Origin of the sequence: Paenibacillus allorhizoplanae (assembly GCF_927798215.1) — a bacterium.
Taxonomy (GTDB): Bacteria; Bacillota; Bacilli; order Paenibacillales; family NBRC-103111; genus Paenibacillus_E; species Paenibacillus_E allorhizoplanae.
This window is the reverse complement of sequence record NZ_CAKMMW010000009.1, coordinates 1-17,001: the sequence shown is the minus strand read 5'-3', so window position 1 is coordinate 17,001 and position 17,001 is coordinate 1. Positions and strand designations below refer to the sequence as shown.

Below are 17,001 nucleotides of genomic sequence, written 5' to 3'. Positions count from 1 at the left end.
CTCAAATTTGAATATAATAATTTATGTAATATATAACATAACGATTAAGGAGACTCCACGTATGTCTTTATCACGTAAATCAAATCCGACCGTGACGGTTGTAGCCTTGATGCTTGGACTCTTGCTGGCTTCTCTAGATCAAACGATCGTATCAACAGCGATGCCAACAATTGTATCTAAGCTGGGCGGCTTTAGCCAATTTGTTTGGGTATTCTCGGCCTATCTAATTGCCAATGTGGCAGCAATGCCTATCTTCGGTAAACTTTCGGATATGTATGGCCGCAAATTATTTTTCATTATCGGTATCGTCGTCTTTATGATTGGATCCGCGTTATGTGGAACAGCAACATCGATGACGCAGCTGATCATCTACCGTGCGATACAAGGTATTGGCGGCGGAGCGTTGATGCCGATTACTTTTGCTATTATTTTTGACATTTTTCCTCCTGAGAAAAGGGGGAAAATGCAGGGCTTATTCGGCGCAGTTTTCGGATTATCCAGTGTGCTTGGTCCTATTATTGGGGCTTACTTCACAGATCATGTGACGTGGGAATGGATTTTCTTTATCAATTTACCTCTAGGTATTATTTCTCTGATTATGATTATTTTCTCTTATCACGAGTCCGTGGAACATAGTAAGGCTAAGATTGATTGGGGCGGTACAGTTGTATTAACGGCAGCAATCGTTTCACTCATGTTCGCATTGGAGTTTGGCGGGAAAGAATACACTTGGGGTTCGATGCAAATTATTGGTTTATTTGCAGGGTTCGTCGTACTGTTAGCAGGGTTTATTCTTATTGAGAAAAACGCTGCAGAGCCTATTGTACCTCTAGATTTGTTCAAAAATCGGTTGTTTACGTCCAGTATGGGAGTTAGCTTTGCTTATGGAGCGGTTCTCATTTCCGCAGGTACGTACATTCCATTGTTTATCCAAGGCGTATTCGAAGGTTCAGCGACATCAGCTGGATCGACATTGACTCCTATGATGCTTGGTGTCGTCGTAAGTAGTGCACTAGGCGGTCGCTTCATTGGTAAATTCTCCTATCGGAATGTGCTTCTTGTATCCGTTGCTCTTCTTCTGTTGGCGACATCGCTGCTTGGCGGTATCTCCATTGATTCGGAGAGATGGGTTATCACAACCTACATGATTATTCTCGGACTAGGTATCGGCGCTTGTTTCCCGATCACGTCGATGTCTGCACTTCATAAAGTTGATTTCCGTCGCCGGGGTACGGTAACATCCTTGGTTGCTTTCTTCCGTTCCGTTGGTTCTGCCATTGGGGTAGCGATATTCGGGAGTATTCAAGTAAATGCTTTGAAAGACAACATCACCAAATCGTTGAATGACCCAGCTATGGCGGAGAAGTTCCATGATGCACGGATGCTGCTCCAACCTGAAGTGAGAGCGAATATACCCCAAGAGGTATTGCATAAGCTCTTAACCGCGTTGGCGGATTCGATTGCCGTTGTTTTCCAAACTACGATTGTTTTAGCTATACTAGGTCTCGCGTTCATTTTATTGATGGGAAATGCTAAACTAGAAGTTGGTAAAGCGCCTGTCAAAGGAGATGTACCAGTAGGACACTAGGAGGTTAACACAAATGTCGATGAAGCTGGTCATTCTCGGACTATTAATGGAAGCCAATCGGCATACCTATGAGATTCGTCAAACGATGAAAGATCGCGGTATGACGAATTATATGAAACTGCAAGACGGCTCGCTCTACTATGCCATGGATCAACTGCATAAGGAGGGTCATGTAGAAGCTTTAGAAGTCGTGCGCGATACGAATCGGCCCGAGAAAACCATTTATCAAATTACCGAAGCTGGTAGGCAAAAATTTCAAGAACTGTTGTCTCATCAATTGCATGAAGAAATCAAACATTATCATCCGCTTTATGTGGCACTGCCATTTACCGTTCACGGTGATCAAGCCAAGATTGCAGATATTCTTGAACATAAAATTTTGGAACAGAAAATGATCATGAATAAGATGAAAAGTTTGTACAACGAGCATTTGAACATTGTTCCGCGCGTTGTCTTGCAAATGATGGTCGGCAGCTATAAACGTGCTTTCACCGAGTTGAAATGGCTAGAAGAGCTGCAGCAGGATGCCCGAGACGGCAGGCTGCAGGAAAGAAACTCGGAGCTCGATGTGGATTGGGATCGGATCGAGTGAAGCAAATTTAAAAAAGCACTACCTTGTTTAACAAGGTAGTGCTTTTTTAAAACAAATCAGATAGCCTGACGAAACACACGTGCGAGACGTTCGAAATTGCAGGCTCAGCAGCTCGTTCGCACCAATCTGCCTCCGAGATGTCGAAAATCGACGTCTCAGTTGAACAAAGTAGCTAGCTTGACGAAACACACGTGTGAGACGCTCGAAATTGAAGGCTCAGCAGCTCGTTCGCACCAATCTGCCTCCGAGATGTCGAAAATCGACGTCTCAGTTGAACAAAGTAGCTAGCTTGACGAAACACACTTGTGAGACGTTCGAAATTGCAGGCTCAGTGGCTCGTTCGCACCAATCCGGCTCTGAGACGTCGAAAATCGACGTCTCAGTTGAACGTAAACGCAAAACAGCCCTCAACTTGTCTGAATGTTGAGGGCTGTTTTAAGTTGTAACTAATGCAAAGGTGGGAGATATTTGACACTAAGTTATCTGCAGTCATTCAGCTGCGCTATGAACTGGGGCAAATCCGTGCAGACCAAGTCCGGCGTCAAGCCAGCCGACGCCAGCTGCTCGTGCACATTGTCTGGCGTCGCGACGCCCGTCAAGACAAGAGCAGTGCGGCACCCCGCCATCGCGCCTCCGCGGATGTCGGTGTGCACGTTATCGCCGATGACCCAGACATCGGCGGCAGGCAGACCGAGCCGCTCAATGGCATACGCCATGATGATCGGCGAAGGCTTACCGATCACCACCGGCTCCACGCCGGAAGCGGCGGTGATCGCAGCTGCCAGGGAGCCAGCCCCTGGCATAAGCCCTCCATCCGACGGAAGCATCCGGTCGGGGTTGGTTAAGACATAGGTCGCGCCATGCTTCAGATGGCGGACCGCTTCCGTCAGCTTCCCGTAGGTGAAGCTGCGATCGATGCCTTGGACGACGTAATCCGGCGTCGTCTCATCCAGCGCGAAACCGGCTGCGTCCAAAGCAATCCGCAGGCCGTCTTCGCCGATCATATGCACGCGCTGGCCAGCGCGCTGCTCGGTCAAGTACTGCGCAGCCGCCTGCGAAGATGTATAGACGGCTGCAGCGGGTACCTCCATGCCGAGCGCTTGTAGATGCTCGGCAACCTGATCGGGGGTGCGGGACGAATTGTTCGTCACCAAGAGGTAAGGCAATTGCTCCTGCTGGAGCCATTGCAAGAAAGCAGCGGCACCAGGGATAGGCTCGTGCCCTCTGTAAAGTGTGCCATCTAGATCGATTAAAAATCCGTTCATCCTGTTGCTTCTCCTTTAGATAGGTAAGTTGTTGTCGGCAGTGTGATCTCGACGATCGTCCCCTCCGTAAGTTTACTGCTAATGTTCATGAACCCACCGTGCGCTTCAATGATCCGATAACAAACCATTAAGCCAAGTCCTGTTCCTTTTTCCTTCGTACTATAGAAGGGTTCTCCAAGTTTGGGAAGACGTTCAGGTGAAATGCCGCAGCCCTGATCCACGAAACGAACAAGAATTTGACTGCCCGAACCTTTCAGCTCTGCATGAATGTGCAGACTGCCACCTTGCGTCATCGACTCTATCGCATTTTTCATAATATTAATGAAGACCTGTTTGATTTGATTTTCATCACACATGACTGGCGGAAGCCCTGAGTCAACCTCTGCTTCAATTTCGATATTAGAGAGCAGTGCTTGTGGTTGAAGTAACTCTACAGTGCTCATGATGATCGTGTATAACGTACTAGTAACGAAATGAGTAGCCTGAGGTTTGGATACAAATAAAAACTCATTCACAATGAATTCTATACGCTGCAGCTCTTTTTGCATAATTTCAATGTAATATTGCTCCTTGGCAGAGCTTGTTTTGAGCAGCTTGAGGAATCCTTTTAACGCGGTCAGCGGATTGCGAATCTCATGTGCAACACCAGCAGCCAATTGTCCAACGGCAGATAGCTTATCCGATTTAATAAGCAATTCCTGCGTCTTCTTCAATTCTGTGATATCACTGAATGTAATGACGGTACCTAAGAGCTGACCACCACCATCTAGCATAGGACTGGACATGTACTCTACTGGAAAGCTGGTTCCATCTTTTTTCCAAAACAAATCTTCATTCATTATCGCGCCTTCACGTTGAAGCATCGTATTTACTGTCGCATTATCCTCAGGTATGACCAAAGTGCCATTCTCATGAAGCGGCCGAATCAGGTTATGTATGCGTCTACCTAGCATTTCATCCACTTTCCAACCAGTGATGGCTTCCGCGGCTTTGTTCCAGAAAATAGTACGTCCATTCGTATCAATGCCATAAATGCCTTCCGAAACCGAATTCAGAATGAGCTGATTTTGTTTATAGAGCTTATCAATTTCTTTCTTCTGTTCTCTGATCTCAGTCAAATCTTTCAGAATAGCATACACCCCAACGATTTGGTTGCCCACTTTGGTAGGAACAAAAGTTACATTAGAAGGGATAGGGAATCCATTTTGATGTAAGAAAGAAGCATCGAAATTTTGGGGCATTCCTTCTGATGCCACTTGGAAATGGTGCAGTGTTTTGAGTAGATCAGGAGGATGGATCATTGGAAGAAATGAGGCGGATTTGGACGATTCTTCACCCAATCCGAGCAAGCTTTCAAGTCCATGATTCGAAGAAAGGATTTCACCCTCTAAACTAAAGGAAATGATAGAGTCAGGATGGTTATCGAATAGTGATTTATATCGCTCAGCAGTTTCCGAAATACTGGTTTCACGTCGCTTGAGCAGCCGTATTCCGAATAAAGCGAGTAACATAAATACGACGAACATACCACTATCGAGAGCGATGCTTGCCATACGGTTATGTTGAAAAAAAGGCAAATGGTGCAAATAAAATAAATGAAAACCGAAAATCGCTATGACGGGTATCAGATAAATCGTGAATTTTCGGATACTTACAGGAGGGGGGTTCATCGTCATTGACTCTCATCTCTCCTTTTTGAGATTCTCTTTCATAGTTTAACAGGAATAGCTATTATTTTGTATAATTTACCATTCTTTTTGTATATTAATTTATTTGGAGGCGTTTCAATACTAGGTTTCGACAATTTAAGTATGAAGGTAGAATTGTGGCGTGTATCTGAGTAGTTGGAACTATTTTTGTTAAATTGACAGTATACTTGTCCTAAAATATTATGTATAATGTTGAAAAAGGTCGTTTTTCTGTGGAACTTATTCACAAATGAGATCGGAGCGGAGCTATGAAGGCTGAGTACATTAATCCCTTTTTGGAGTCGGCTAGAATCGTCATCGAGCAAGTTGCTAACATTCGCCCAACGACAGGGCAGCTCGGCATTAAAGACGTCAAATTTGTGGAAAAGTATATCTGGATCCAAATTGGTATGACTGGACAAATGGAAGGCGACGTCGTTTTCGGCTTGGCTGAAGATGTTGCTCTGAAAATGGTTTCTGCCATGATGGGTGGATTCGTCATCACTGAGATGGATGAAATGGGTAAGAGTGCCATTTCTGAACTGGGCAATATGATTAGTGGTAATGCGAGCACGATGCTCTTTAACCAAGGCGTTCGGGTAGACATTACACCACCGAAGTTAGTCCAATCTGCAACGGCAGCAGGATTTGTGCCGAAAAGAGCATTAACCATTCCTTTAATCATGGATGGCATTGGTGAACTAGACATTCAAGTACTAATTACGTAATATAAGTAGGAACGTTGGAGTACCAGTATGATGGTAGCTCCTTTTTTTTGTCGAAGGGAGTGGGATAAGTTGGAAATCAAGAACAAGGTCGTCTTGATTACAGGTGCTTCAAGTGGAATTGGAGCATTGACGGCGCAGCAATTAGCAGCAAAAGGTGCGATTCCTGTGTTGACAGCACGGCGTACGGATATGTTGAAACAAATTGCTTCAAGCTTGCCGGGGAAACACGCTGTCTACGCCATGGATGTGACGCAAACAGATGAGGTAAATCAAGTTGTGAGTCGCATCATCGCCGAGTTTGGGCAAATTGACATACTAATTAATAACGCTGGATATGGCATATTTGAATCCTTTACGGAAGCGCCACTTGCTCATTTTGAAGAGATGATGGATGTAAATTATCTGGGGCTGGTACGTTGTACGCAGGCAGTACTCCCGCACATGTTAAAAGCAGGTAGTGGCCATATTGTCAATGTTGCCTCAATGGCAGGTAAAATTGGTTCTGCCAAATCAACAGCCTATTCAGCAACCAAGCATGCGGTGTTAGGATTTACAAATAGCTTGCGGATGGAACTAGCGAGAACAGGGGTATCCGTCACAGCGATTAATCCAGGTCCTATTGCGACACCATTTTTCGACAAGGCGGATCCTAGCGGTAATTATGTCAAGAACATCGCTTGGTTTATGTTAAAGCCTGAAAAAGTAGTCAAAGAGCTCATTCATGCTATCGAGAAAAACATTCCAGAAAAGAACCTGCCTTTTGTAGCGGGTGTTGGGATTAAATTATTTCATTTATTTCCTCGCCTTTTTAACAAGTTGGCGTCAGGTATCATGAATAAAAAATAAAGCGGCTCCCAGTCACAGTGGGGTCGCTTTTTCACTACCTCTTCTACGTTTCGGATGGATCAGACTTCGCTGCTTGCTTCGCTTGATTCAGTGCACGAATTTCTTCGAAAATCTTTCGCATTTCTGCTTTGCCCTCAGGATGGGATTGATTCCAGTGGGAAGCTAGTGCGGGCAGTGCCTTATGAACATGATTGAAGAAAGCCCATATTTTGATTTTCTCGATCATTTCTGGGGAAGTATCACCTGTAATAAGTTCTGCGGTCTTGGCGACCAACGTGTTAAAATCGTTTTCGAAATCGGTAGTCATGTACGTCATCCCTTCGGATGGAAATAGAGTAGTTGGAGCACTTTTAGTTTACCACATAGGAAAGCATATGTATTCGGAAACCGAAAACGGCTTTCATATTGGCGATAAAACCTACATGTCTCGGGGTCCCCACAAAGTAATGTCTAAACTCTCAACAAAACTAATTAGGGTAAGTTTAGACGCCGAACGAGTTACCACTCGTTGCGGACGGAATTTACTTCGAAGCTTATCATCACTTTGTGGGGTGGAACAGCGGTCGCTCATCCTTGAGTAGCTTCGAAAGAGGTTTTCTCAATAGATGAAGAAGAGGCTGTCAAAATGTCGCGAAGCAACTCCCATCTTACATGTAATCGTTTCCTTTATATAGGGAAAATTTTTCCTATTTATTTTAGCAGTAACGATTGTTTACTCCCCCTTTTTAACCTAAAATAAGGTAGATAACCGATGGGTCTTTTTACCTGTAGGCTAGGGGGGATAGAATGAAGTCACTGAGAGAGATATTTAACAGCGACTTTAATACATTAGATAAAGGGTTGCAGGAACAAATTTATAGAGAATTTTACTTGCTCGTTTATCCAATGATTAATTTTATTTTAAGAGATCACGCTGCCGTGGAGGATATTATCCAGGAAGCCTTTCTCCGTGCGGTTCACAAAGCCCCTTTATTAACGGAAATTGATAAATATGAGGGCTGGCTCAAGAGACTTACGCGGAACGTGACTCTCAATCATTTGCGCAAACATCGACGTAACCGTGACGAACTTGAGACAGAGGTATTGTTCTCCTTAAAGGAGTCAGCTCCAACTTCGGATTATTCAGCTACGCCGGACGTAGAGGTTGAAATGAAAGTCATGAGAGAAGCCGTTATTGCGTATATCAATCAACTTAATCCTTCCTATAGACAGATTATCGCTATGAAATGGATTCATAATTTATCTTATAAAGATATGGCTAGTGAACTTTGTGTGACCGAAGGCGTTGTGCGACAAAGGCTTTTTCGTGCGCGGGATGCCATTAAACAGAAGTTTTTGGATGAATGGGGATCAGATAGATAGAGGACAGCGTCTACATATTTGTTTGCTGAAGCACTCTAGCATATAATATGGGCATGAGGTTGGAAGAGAAAAGGGGTATATCGCATTGAGTACGAGTTTCGAACAGCTGCAGATTGCACAGACTTATTTAGATAAATTACAAGAATTAGGGATTGGTGAGCCAACGCCGATTCAAGCGGAAGGTATTCCAGTTCTCCTGCAAGGGAAAGACGCCATTATTCAATCCCAGACGGGAACGGGCAAAACCCTAGCTTATTTGCTTCCTGCCTTGGAGCGAATTGATCCAACACAGAAACAATTGCAAGTCATGATTATTGTCCCTACCCGAGAGTTGGGCATGCAGATCATGCAGGAAATTGAGAAATTGACGAGCGGAGGACCTATTCGTTCACAATCCTTGATTGGTGGAGCGGCTGTTGCCAGACAGATCGAAAAGCTGCGCCTTCATCCGCATATCGTTGTTGGAACGCCAGGACGTTTGCTTGAGTTAATGAAAGTTCGCAAGCTTACGCTGCATCATGTGAAAATGGGCATTGTCGATGAAGTTGACCAGGTGTTTGAACTTGGCTCTATGCAGGATGTAGAAGCGGTACTCAAAGGTATGCTTCGCACGAGTCAAATGGTGTTTGTCTCGGCGACAATCCCTCAAAGTACGGAGCAAGCAGCAGGCAGATGGTTAAAGGATCCAGTTATTATCAAAATTAACCCCTCTCAGCGTACAGCTGAAACGTTGGAGCATCACTATGTCGTGTGTCAGGAACGTGAAAAGATTGACACCCTCCGAAGACTTGTTCGGATGATTAAGCCGACTTCAGCGATTGTCTTCATTAATGTAACTGATGATATTGCACAAGTCGTTGGTAAGCTTCAATATGTGGGGCTTTCTGTTGAAGCTCTATATGGAGAAGCGAGCAAGCAGGATCGAGCCAAAGTCATGGGTAATTTCCGTGAGGGGAAATTCCAATTATTGTTGGCGACTGACGTTGCTGCCAGAGGACTTGATATTGAAGGTGTGACGCACGTCTTCCATCTGGATGTGGCGACGAATGCGGAGTATTACCTTCACCGTGTAGGTCGGACAGGCCGGATGGGGCGTGAGGGGACTTCGATTTCTATCGTGACCTCGAGAGAGCTCTTCATCATCGAGAAATTCGAGAAGCAGCTCGGCATCACGATCGAGCCGAAGGCTATGTATGAGGGCCGATTGGTTGACCCGGCCCAAGATCGCAGTGCGGCTACGATGCGCAGCCGCCGTGAAGCCGCGCGCCCAAGCGCAGCACCTTCGCGCAGCGGCTCCACCGGCGCGCGTGAGGCTGCCGCGCCGGCGAGCGCAGTGCGTGTAAGTGCCGTGGCGCCAGACGCGCGCGGCCAGCAGGCCGCTGCTCCGGCGAAACCGGCAGCGCAAGGGAAGACGGCCGCCGCAGGCAAGGCCGTCAGCAAAGCGCAGCGCGAGCGCGATCGCAAGAGCAAGGGCGCTCCGCGCTGGCTGAAAGAGAAGCAGCAGAATAAAGAAGAGTAGCGCGCTTCCTCGCGAAGCCTACTCATGATCTGCGAGGTGTAAAAGCATGCTGAAGAAAGTTACGATCACACTCCTGATGCTGGCTGTCATCGCCGCGGTGATGCTACTCATCGTCATCCAGTATGTGAAACCAACAAAGTCGCTAGATCTACAATATAAAGAGATCGCCATCAGCAACAAAATTGCAGAAATGATCCTCTCCCGAAAGTTGGACGTACGGCTTTCGGAAGAGGAAGTAAATCAATTGCTGAAAAAGCAGTTAGCCTCGCACAGCACACTGCCACATGACTTTCGGATGGAAGGTGCAGAGTTGAATCTGCAGGGTGCTAGGGTAGACGCGGATGTAAACGTGAGATGGCGCGATCGGATTCCGATCGGTGCCCACGCGACATTCACATTAGCATGGGATCCGCCTAACTTGGTCATCCAGCATGTGAATACACAGATCCGGAATTGGCAGCTGCCGAGTACTTGGCTTCAACTAGCTCCGATTGAAATTCCACTGCAATCATACTTGCCTAAATTAATTGGTATTAAAAATGTGGTGTTCGAAGACAATGCCATTCTCGTTCAATTAAAGCCATTTCAGTAAAACGAAAGACCCTTCCTGCCACCTAAGTGGATGTGAAGGGTCTGTTTTTTTATTTTATAATAATGTTATCTGCACGCTGTCCATTCTCACTTCAAGGCTTTCCTATTATCAAGCTTTTGCCACCAACACAGGAGCCTGCCATCTACGTGTATACATGATAATACCAAACACAACACACATACTGATCAGTACAAACCAGATCGAGACACCTACATGGAAGTGATCCATGCCCCAACCGACACCAAGCGGCAGGATGGCTCCGCCTAAACCACCAGAGGCAATGAGTGCACTCGTCGTTTGCTCCGTACGTCCAGGCAACAGTTGATTGGCATAAATTAGGGCAACAGCGAACATACCTGACATGAATAACCCTAGCAAGAGAATGACGGCAAAGCTGCTCCATAAATTTGTGCTGAACACCCAAATGATTACGGTGATCAGGCTTAAAGCGAACGAAAAAGCTAAGTATTTGAAATAGGTCATCTTCTCAGCTAAGGCACCTGCGAATAAGCGACCAACAACCATGGTTAACCAATAAGCGGTGACACCGAGTGTAGAGACAGAGCTTGAAGCCTGCAGTTGATCCTTAAAGATTGACGGTAAGAAATTTACAATCGTATTTTCCATGCCGCAATACAAGAAGAAGACAGTCATAAGCAAGCTTAAAAAAATGAACGATTTTTTAGAAAGATCAGGAATTCGATCCGCTTTCTGTGAACGATCCGCTTTATGGGCAAGTAATTCATCATGTTCGCCTAAGGATAGTTTTGACCAAATGATGCCTGTTGCAAGAGCGCTTAATCCCAGCAGCATAAAGGCAAGTTTCCATAACCCATTTGCAATGAGTAGACTGGATACAAGCGGCATGAATAAAGCGCCTAGTCCGAAGAAGACTTCAAGCTTGCTGAAGGCAACCGCTTGTTGATCTTTCGCAGCCATGAGGACGAAGGTACTGATACTAGACTCCACGAGTCCGAAGGAGATACCTGCAAGGAAGGTCAACCCGATAACCACCGGCCAGGGTGGGAGTAAGCCAATAGCAAGCATAGCCACAAACAAGAAGCAAAATGCCATTGTTATCGTACTTCGACGACTGATGCGACGAATGAGTGTAGGCATCGCAAGCACACCTAGCATGAAACCTCCAAACTGCAAAAAGACCAGCAACCCTCCGCCACTGTAGCTTCGACCATAATGGGCTAGTAGTTCAGGTAACACAGCGCCAAAAATAACGTGCGTGCAGCCTGTTAATAAGTAGGATAGGCAGCCCATAATTAATAATCGTTTCATAATGCGGCGCTTCCTTTACGTTCAGTTGTAAACTTTTCATTATAAGCCAGTACATGGGCAATCGCTTCGGAAACAGAGTTCACGGTATTCGCAGCAACCTTTTTCACATCAGAATGGGCTGTATGCATGGCGAAGCTATGCGGAGTAATACCGAACATCGAGACATCATTAAAGGAGTCTCCAAAACATGCGATCTCTTCAGGTTTTAATCCCAAATGTGCAAGAAGTGTAAGGAGGGAGCTGCCCTTGGAAACTTGCTGAGGCATGATATCGAGGCAATCCGTATCAGCCATATAGATGTCCAATTGATCACAGAGGTCTTTTTCTAACAGCGACTTGATCTCAAGTAAATCCTCTTCCTGCCCGAATAGTGAAAATTTACAAATTGGAAACGCATCCTTCAAGGATTGTTCCATCTCGCTTTTGACTATAAAAGGTTCGAACATTCTCTTCTGAATCTCGTCGGAAGCAGGACTCAAGCGCTCAATATAATTGGCACTTCCGGAGCAGATAAACTTAACTACATCGAAAGATTGGATGAGTTGATACACGCGGTGAGCGATGGAAGGATCAAATAACTTCGCTTGCAGAAGCGCACCATCCATCAAATGGATGAAAGCACCATTTTGGGAAACGGAATGAGCTTGATGATTTATATCTTGAAGTACTCTCTGCATCTCCGAATTCATTCTACCAGAGGCCAGACAAAGCAATATTCCTGCGTCTCTCACTTGCTGTAGAGCTTTCAGCTCCCGTTCTGTGACTTTCTTATGATGGTCAAGCAGCGTGCCGTCCAGATCGCTAACGATTAGTTTAATCATGTTGTTCTTCTCCTCCTGCTAGTACGATTTCAACCTCACTGGCCAATAAGCGCTCTTTCATTTCCTCGCTCAGCGCTTGATCCGTTACCAGAATATCTATACTTTCAAATCCTACAACACGATGGAACAGACGCTTGCCGAATTTCGAATGATCCGCGAGAACGATCACTTGATCAGCATGCTCCATCATCGCTCTTACTAAATAACAATCCTCTTCATTGGGGGCGGATAGCCCATTCTCGGAAATACCACATGTGCCAATGAAAAGCTTGTCGACGTGATACTCGTTTAACATTTCAATCGCCTTAGCCCCGTAGACACTATGTTGCTTATTATCTAGCACACCACCAAGCATATGAATCGTAATGCCATCCTTACGAGTAAGGATAGCGGCTGTTTGAATGGAACTTGTGATGACAATGTTGTTTTTAGAGGCCAGGGCAGTAGCTGCATGCAGAACAGTTGTTGAAGCATCCATCATCAGATAATCGCCATCTTGAACGAGTGTAGCTGCTCTTTTACCAATTGTCAGTTTAGAAGTGGATTCCTCCTGAAGGCGCTGATCATAATTGCCGACTTCTTTAGAAAGCGTGGGTAGAATTGCTCCACCTCGCGTACGAACGATGGATCCTTGTTCCTCTAATTTGACCATATCTCGTCTAGCTGTATCGCGAGAAACTTCATAGAGCTCACAAATCAGATCTACGGAGATACGCTTATTTGATTTTAAGTAATCCAGGATGGAAACGAGTCGTTCTTCTTGAAACAAGGATGATAGCCTCCTTTACTTAAGTATTTGTAAGTGAATGTAAGTATAATACTTATTGTATACGCATGTTGCTTAGCTTTCAATCCTTTTTTGAAAAGAAAAACCGTGCTCACTCGTTACATGAACGAGGACACGGTCGATACGATCTAAATCTCATTTAACGGTTGGTTTTTTACGTGTTTGAACGTAGCTAGGATAAGTGATTTCACCAGTATCCAGTTTGCGAATTTCCTCTTCATTCCAACCAGTGATTTTGTTAGTCCCTGTGACGCCAGTTAACTTGATTTGATACCGAGTAGCTAAGTACGCTTGGAGCTTCAGCATGTCTTCGGGTTTAATTTCGCGAAGTTTCTGCTTGCCATGCAGCTGGCCTAAGATGACACCAATGGACTCTGCGGCCAAACTCGTGTTTGGCTGTATACGTGTGCTGCCGTATGCGATCGCGGAGGAACCAACATTTTTTCCTGCTGCTATGACATTTTCATAATTTTTCAGTAAAAAGCTGCGAAGCGGCATGCCGTATTTGTCAGGGCGTCCCATCTCAATTCCCCATTTGTTGGCACTCGTACCTTGAAGATCAAGCGGATAACCGCCAATACTGACATTGTCCCAGAACATCGTACCTCCAAGGAGATCAGATGGTTTAAGGGTATAGTCCATTTCGTAGTGATTATATTCTCTAATATAAGGGTAAGTTGGCAGTTCGCCTAGCTCAGCTTTCTCCCAGCCTGGTAATGTTTTTCGGAAATGCTGCAAGATCTGGGCTGTTTCCTTATTTCCTAAATAGACTGCTTCTTGCACAGACGCCGGCTTGGCAGGATCCACGGTATAGACTAGCAACGCATTAATGAGGACTTCGCCATCACGTTGATTCACGGCATTCAAACCTCTTAGGAAAACACGATCATTAGTAGGATGATACGCCTTCGTCATGCCGCTAAGTCCAATGGCGAAACTATCGCTGACACTTCCACCGCCGAATTGTTTCGATCTTTCCTCAGGTTTTAGTGAGTTGAAGGTCGTATTGAACTTCTTCCAATCTACATTTTTAAACTTCATCATCATGCCTGCGCTCATGTACTCAATATCTTTTTGCCCATAGAATTTCTCGAGACCTGGTAAACGCTTAGCATCCAAGCGGCTCATTAATGCGGCAAAATCACTGTTATCTACCCAATAGGAGGCCGTAATTTTTTTAACTTCATTTTTATTCGTTTTATATAGGATGGATGGGATTTTGTGCATAAAATCAGGTGTTTGAATTTGTTCAACCTCTTGAATCGTGATGCCTGACTCAATGGGGATATCTTTACTTAACTTGTCCATATATGTCGTGAATTCAGAAAGCTTTCGAATCTTAGCGTTGCGGAAGCCATCGAAAAGTTCTTTAGCGCGCCCCTGTACGAGTAAATGTCCTTGTTCATCTCGTGTTTCATCTAGAAACAGCATCTGACTTTGAAGGATTTGACCGCCGAAGGCTTGATGGGGATCTAATATTTTCACTTTGAGGCCTTCATCCATGGCAGCTCGTGCCAAATAGAGACCTTCAAGCTCACTTCCAATTACAACAACATCTACGTTTTCAGTTGGATATGTGGCAACGCTCGCTATTTTCGTATCTGGACTGGGTACAGCTGAAGGTACTTCACTCACTTGAGGGGTATCTTGATGGGTAACAGTTGGAACTACTGCGGTTACGTTCATGCTTCCTTGCTTGAACCAAATCTTGCTGAATGAGAAGGCTGATACAACGATTAGGAGTACAGCCAGAGCAATAACGAGTTGAACTCGCGGGTTTCGTAAGCGCATACATGAGCTCCTTTAGCGTTAGACTATATGGTCTTCATTTTAGCAGTTTCAGGGTGGATTTAATAGACTTTGAGAATTGATTCTGAAAGATTTACAACCTGCACCCCCAAAAACTGACAAGCATTGGCGAATCCTTGTAGCATAACCAGGAACCCTTCGCGAAGGCTCCATCTTAATCTTATGTATAAACCATAAAATGACTAAGGGAGAGATTTTAAAATGAAAAAAAACCTAATGAAAAAATTCGTAGCTACAGGTCTTGTTCTAACTATGGTTGCTGGTGGCGGAACTGCCGCATTTGCAAATGGAAGTAAAAACGACGATCGTGGTAAAGGCAATAATAACAATGGATCTAAAAATAATACGAGCTATACACAAAATGTTATTAATGGAAATGTAACAATTAACATTAATTTCAACGATATGAAAAATTCACAATGGGCAATGCGTTATATTGCAAGCTTAGCTTCCAAACGTGTTTTCGAAGGATATGAAGATGGTAGCTTCAAACCAGAGAAAACAGTAACTCGCATTGAAGCGATTACAGCAGCTGTTCGTTTGATGGGATTGCGTGAGCAAGCCGAGTCCGATGCTGAAAAGCAAACAAAATTGAACTTCAAAGATGCTGACAAAATTCCTGCTTGGGCAGTAGGTTATGTTGCAGTAGCACTTGAGAACGACCTGTTCACAGAGAGTGATGACAGTGTTAAACCTAATGAAGATGCAAACCGTCTATGGGCAACTACACTTCTAGTGAAAGCATTGAAATTAGAAGCAGAAGCAAAAGCAAACATGACGAGCACACTTACATTTAAGGATGCTAAACAAATTCCAGCTGGATCCGTTGGTTATGTGAAAGTAGCGGTTGATAAAGGTTTAATCGACGGTTTTGAAGACAATACCTTCAAACCTAATCAAAGCGTAACACGTGCTCAATTGGCAGCTCTTCTAGATCGTACGAACGAGCAATTACCTGGCGAAGATCAAAACACAAATTCAGGAACTGTAAACACAGCTGTGTACAACAATGTTCTTTCCCTAACTAAAAACGGTACAACTACGGTGTATAACTTGCACCCAGACGTTTTCGTATTGCGTAATGGTGTAAAGGTTGCCCCTACTGAAATTGCTGTTGGAGATACAGTTAAAGTACGTACATTCAACAATACTGTTGTATTCGTAGAAGTAACAGGTAATGCGCCTGTAAACACTTCTTTCGACATCTTGGGTACATTGACTGCAACAACAATTAACGCTCAAGGTAAAATTGCGACAATCACAATCACACAAAATATCAATGGAGTTGATCAATCAACTACATATAATGTATCTTCAACTTTCGCTTTGACAGGAAACCTAACTAACTTCTCAGCAGGTCACGTGATTCAGCTTAAAGGCCAAAATCAAACCGTTACTACAATTGACGTTAAATAAAGCTAATAAGTTGCATTCTTACTAATAGTTATATAAGAGATAAAAAAGGTTAGATTCACACAACAAGCTCCTTGCATAATTCGCATGGGGCTTGTTGCTCGTTATATTGTATAATTTGGTAAAGTTAATGGGAAACTATGTTATATAAAGAGAGGAGATGGTTATGATGGAAGAAAGTTTAATGGATACGTTCAAAAGGTATTATGCTGATTATCGAGGCGCAGAGGGTGTTGATCAAAGCTTTACGGATGCGTACCAGGCCATGGCGTTCCATGTCATTAATCAGACGGAGCATTATGTGCAACAAGGTAACCTTCATGAGATTCAGAATCTAATTCGTGAGTTCAAGGAAATTGGACTTGCGACTTCTCCGAGCAATGATTCATTAAAGGAGCAATTTGAGCAAGAACTTGTGGTGCAAGAGTTGAATCGATATTCTTTTTAAAAAGGTATTGCATTATCCAAATACCCATGGTATATTACTGGTCCGGCCAAAACGGGCTGCAAATTTTTACCGAAATTTGTAGAAATAAAGCTTGCATTTGGTTGGATGAATATGATATATTATAATTCCTGTTCGTGAGAGCGAGTTGGGAATAGAAAGAAATTGATCTTTGAAAACTGAACAACGAGTGAGTAAGCACAGTCGAGTAATCGACTATAAAAGAGATTGCAAAATCTCGCTAGCTTCAAATGAG

General features: G+C 44.3%; 16 protein-coding genes. 9 read left to right on the top strand and 7 right to left on the bottom strand.

Annotated features, from left to right (window positions below; translation table 11 throughout):
* The first annotated feature begins 61 nt into the window (after positions 1–61).
* Positions 62–1,588, top strand: a complete 1,527-nt coding sequence (locus tag L6I86_RS16190) for an MDR family MFS transporter (RefSeq protein ID WP_236288714.1) — start codon at positions 62–64, stop codon at positions 1,586–1,588.
* A gap of 13 nt (positions 1,589–1,601) precedes the next feature.
* The gene (locus tag L6I86_RS16185; protein ID WP_236288712.1) at positions 1,602–2,180 is read left to right on the top strand and encodes a PadR family transcriptional regulator; all 579 of its coding nucleotides are present in this window, start codon (positions 1,602–1,604) and stop codon (positions 2,178–2,180) included.
* Between the two features lie 479 nt (positions 2,181–2,659).
* Here L6I86_RS16185 and L6I86_RS16180 read toward each other — a convergent pair whose 3' ends face one another.
* Both L6I86_RS16180 and L6I86_RS16175 read right to left on the bottom strand, forming a co-directional pair.
* Positions 2,660–3,445 carry a TIGR01457 family HAD-type hydrolase gene (locus L6I86_RS16180; RefSeq protein ID WP_236288710.1) on the bottom strand — a complete coding sequence of 262 codons (786 nt, stop codon included), beginning with the start codon at positions 3,443–3,445 and terminating at the stop codon, positions 2,660–2,662.
* Complete coding sequence (locus L6I86_RS16175) at positions 3,442–5,121, bottom strand: PAS domain-containing sensor histidine kinase (protein WP_236288708.1); 1,680 nt, start codon at positions 5,119–5,121, stop codon at positions 3,442–3,444. Before L6I86_RS16175 ends, L6I86_RS16180 begins: the two co-directional genes overlap by 4 nt.
* A 281-nt stretch (positions 5,122–5,402) precedes the next feature.
* Between L6I86_RS16175 and L6I86_RS16170 the strand changes: the two genes are divergently transcribed.
* Positions 5,403–5,861, top strand: a complete 459-nt coding sequence (locus L6I86_RS16170; protein ID WP_056613703.1) for a chemotaxis protein CheX — start codon at positions 5,403–5,405, stop codon at positions 5,859–5,861.
* A 69-nt stretch (positions 5,862–5,930) separates the two neighbouring features.
* Positions 5,931–6,707: an SDR family NAD(P)-dependent oxidoreductase gene (locus tag L6I86_RS16165; protein WP_236288705.1), complete on the top strand. Its 777-nt coding sequence runs from the start codon at positions 5,931–5,933 to the stop codon at positions 6,705–6,707.
* Positions 6,708–6,750: 43 nt separating this feature from the next.
* Here L6I86_RS16165 and L6I86_RS16160 read toward each other — a convergent pair whose 3' ends face one another.
* On the bottom strand, positions 6,751–7,014 hold the full coding sequence (locus L6I86_RS16160) for a DUF2573 family protein (RefSeq protein WP_236288703.1): 264 nt from the start codon (positions 7,012–7,014) through the stop codon (positions 6,751–6,753).
* A gap of 479 nt (positions 7,015–7,493) precedes the next feature.
* Here L6I86_RS16160 and L6I86_RS16155 point away from each other — a divergent pair, with 479 nt between their 5' ends.
* The 3 genes from L6I86_RS16155 (at position 7,494) to L6I86_RS16145 (ending at position 10,180) form a co-directional block, all read left to right on the top strand.
* Positions 7,494–8,069: an RNA polymerase sigma factor gene (locus L6I86_RS16155; protein ID WP_236288702.1), complete on the top strand. Its 576-nt coding sequence runs from the start codon at positions 7,494–7,496 to the stop codon at positions 8,067–8,069.
* Between the two features lie 85 nt (positions 8,070–8,154).
* The gene (locus L6I86_RS16150; RefSeq protein WP_236288699.1) at positions 8,155–9,588 is read left to right on the top strand and encodes a DEAD/DEAH box helicase; all 1,434 of its coding nucleotides are present in this window, start codon (positions 8,155–8,157) and stop codon (positions 9,586–9,588) included.
* A 46-nt stretch (positions 9,589–9,634) separates the two neighbouring features.
* Positions 9,635–10,180: a hypothetical protein gene (locus L6I86_RS16145; RefSeq protein ID WP_236288697.1), complete on the top strand. Its 546-nt coding sequence runs from the start codon at positions 9,635–9,637 to the stop codon at positions 10,178–10,180.
* 108 nt (positions 10,181–10,288) lie between these two features.
* Here L6I86_RS16145 and L6I86_RS16140 read toward each other — a convergent pair whose 3' ends face one another.
* From L6I86_RS16140 to L6I86_RS16125, 4 genes are all read right to left on the bottom strand, one after another.
* Positions 10,289–11,470, bottom strand: a complete 1,182-nt coding sequence (locus L6I86_RS16140; RefSeq protein ID WP_236288696.1) for an MFS transporter — start codon at positions 11,468–11,470, stop codon at positions 10,289–10,291.
* Positions 11,467–12,291 (bottom strand): HAD family hydrolase, encoded by an 825-nt coding sequence (locus L6I86_RS16135; protein ID WP_236288694.1) that lies wholly within the window; start codon positions 12,289–12,291, stop codon positions 11,467–11,469. Before L6I86_RS16135 ends, L6I86_RS16140 begins: the two co-directional genes overlap by 4 nt.
* Positions 12,284–13,060 carry a DeoR/GlpR family DNA-binding transcription regulator gene (locus tag L6I86_RS16130; RefSeq protein WP_236288692.1) on the bottom strand — a complete coding sequence of 259 codons (777 nt, stop codon included), beginning with the start codon at positions 13,058–13,060 and terminating at the stop codon, positions 12,284–12,286. The genes L6I86_RS16135 and L6I86_RS16130 overlap by 8 nt, the downstream gene beginning before the upstream one ends.
* A gap of 153 nt (positions 13,061–13,213) precedes the next feature.
* On the bottom strand, positions 13,214–14,869 hold the full coding sequence (locus L6I86_RS16125; protein WP_236288690.1) for an FAD-dependent oxidoreductase: 1,656 nt from the start codon (positions 14,867–14,869) through the stop codon (positions 13,214–13,216).
* A 219-nt stretch (positions 14,870–15,088) separates the two neighbouring features.
* On the opposite strand from L6I86_RS16125, the gene L6I86_RS16120 reads away from it, so the two are divergent.
* Positions 15,089–16,303, top strand: coding sequence for an S-layer homology domain-containing protein (locus L6I86_RS16120; protein WP_236288688.1), 1,215 nt, complete (start codon positions 15,089–15,091; stop codon positions 16,301–16,303).
* 166 nt (positions 16,304–16,469) lie between these two features.
* The gene (locus L6I86_RS16115; protein WP_236288685.1) at positions 16,470–16,748 is read left to right on the top strand and encodes a hypothetical protein; all 279 of its coding nucleotides are present in this window, start codon (positions 16,470–16,472) and stop codon (positions 16,746–16,748) included.
* Positions 16,749–17,001 lie beyond the last annotated feature (253 nt).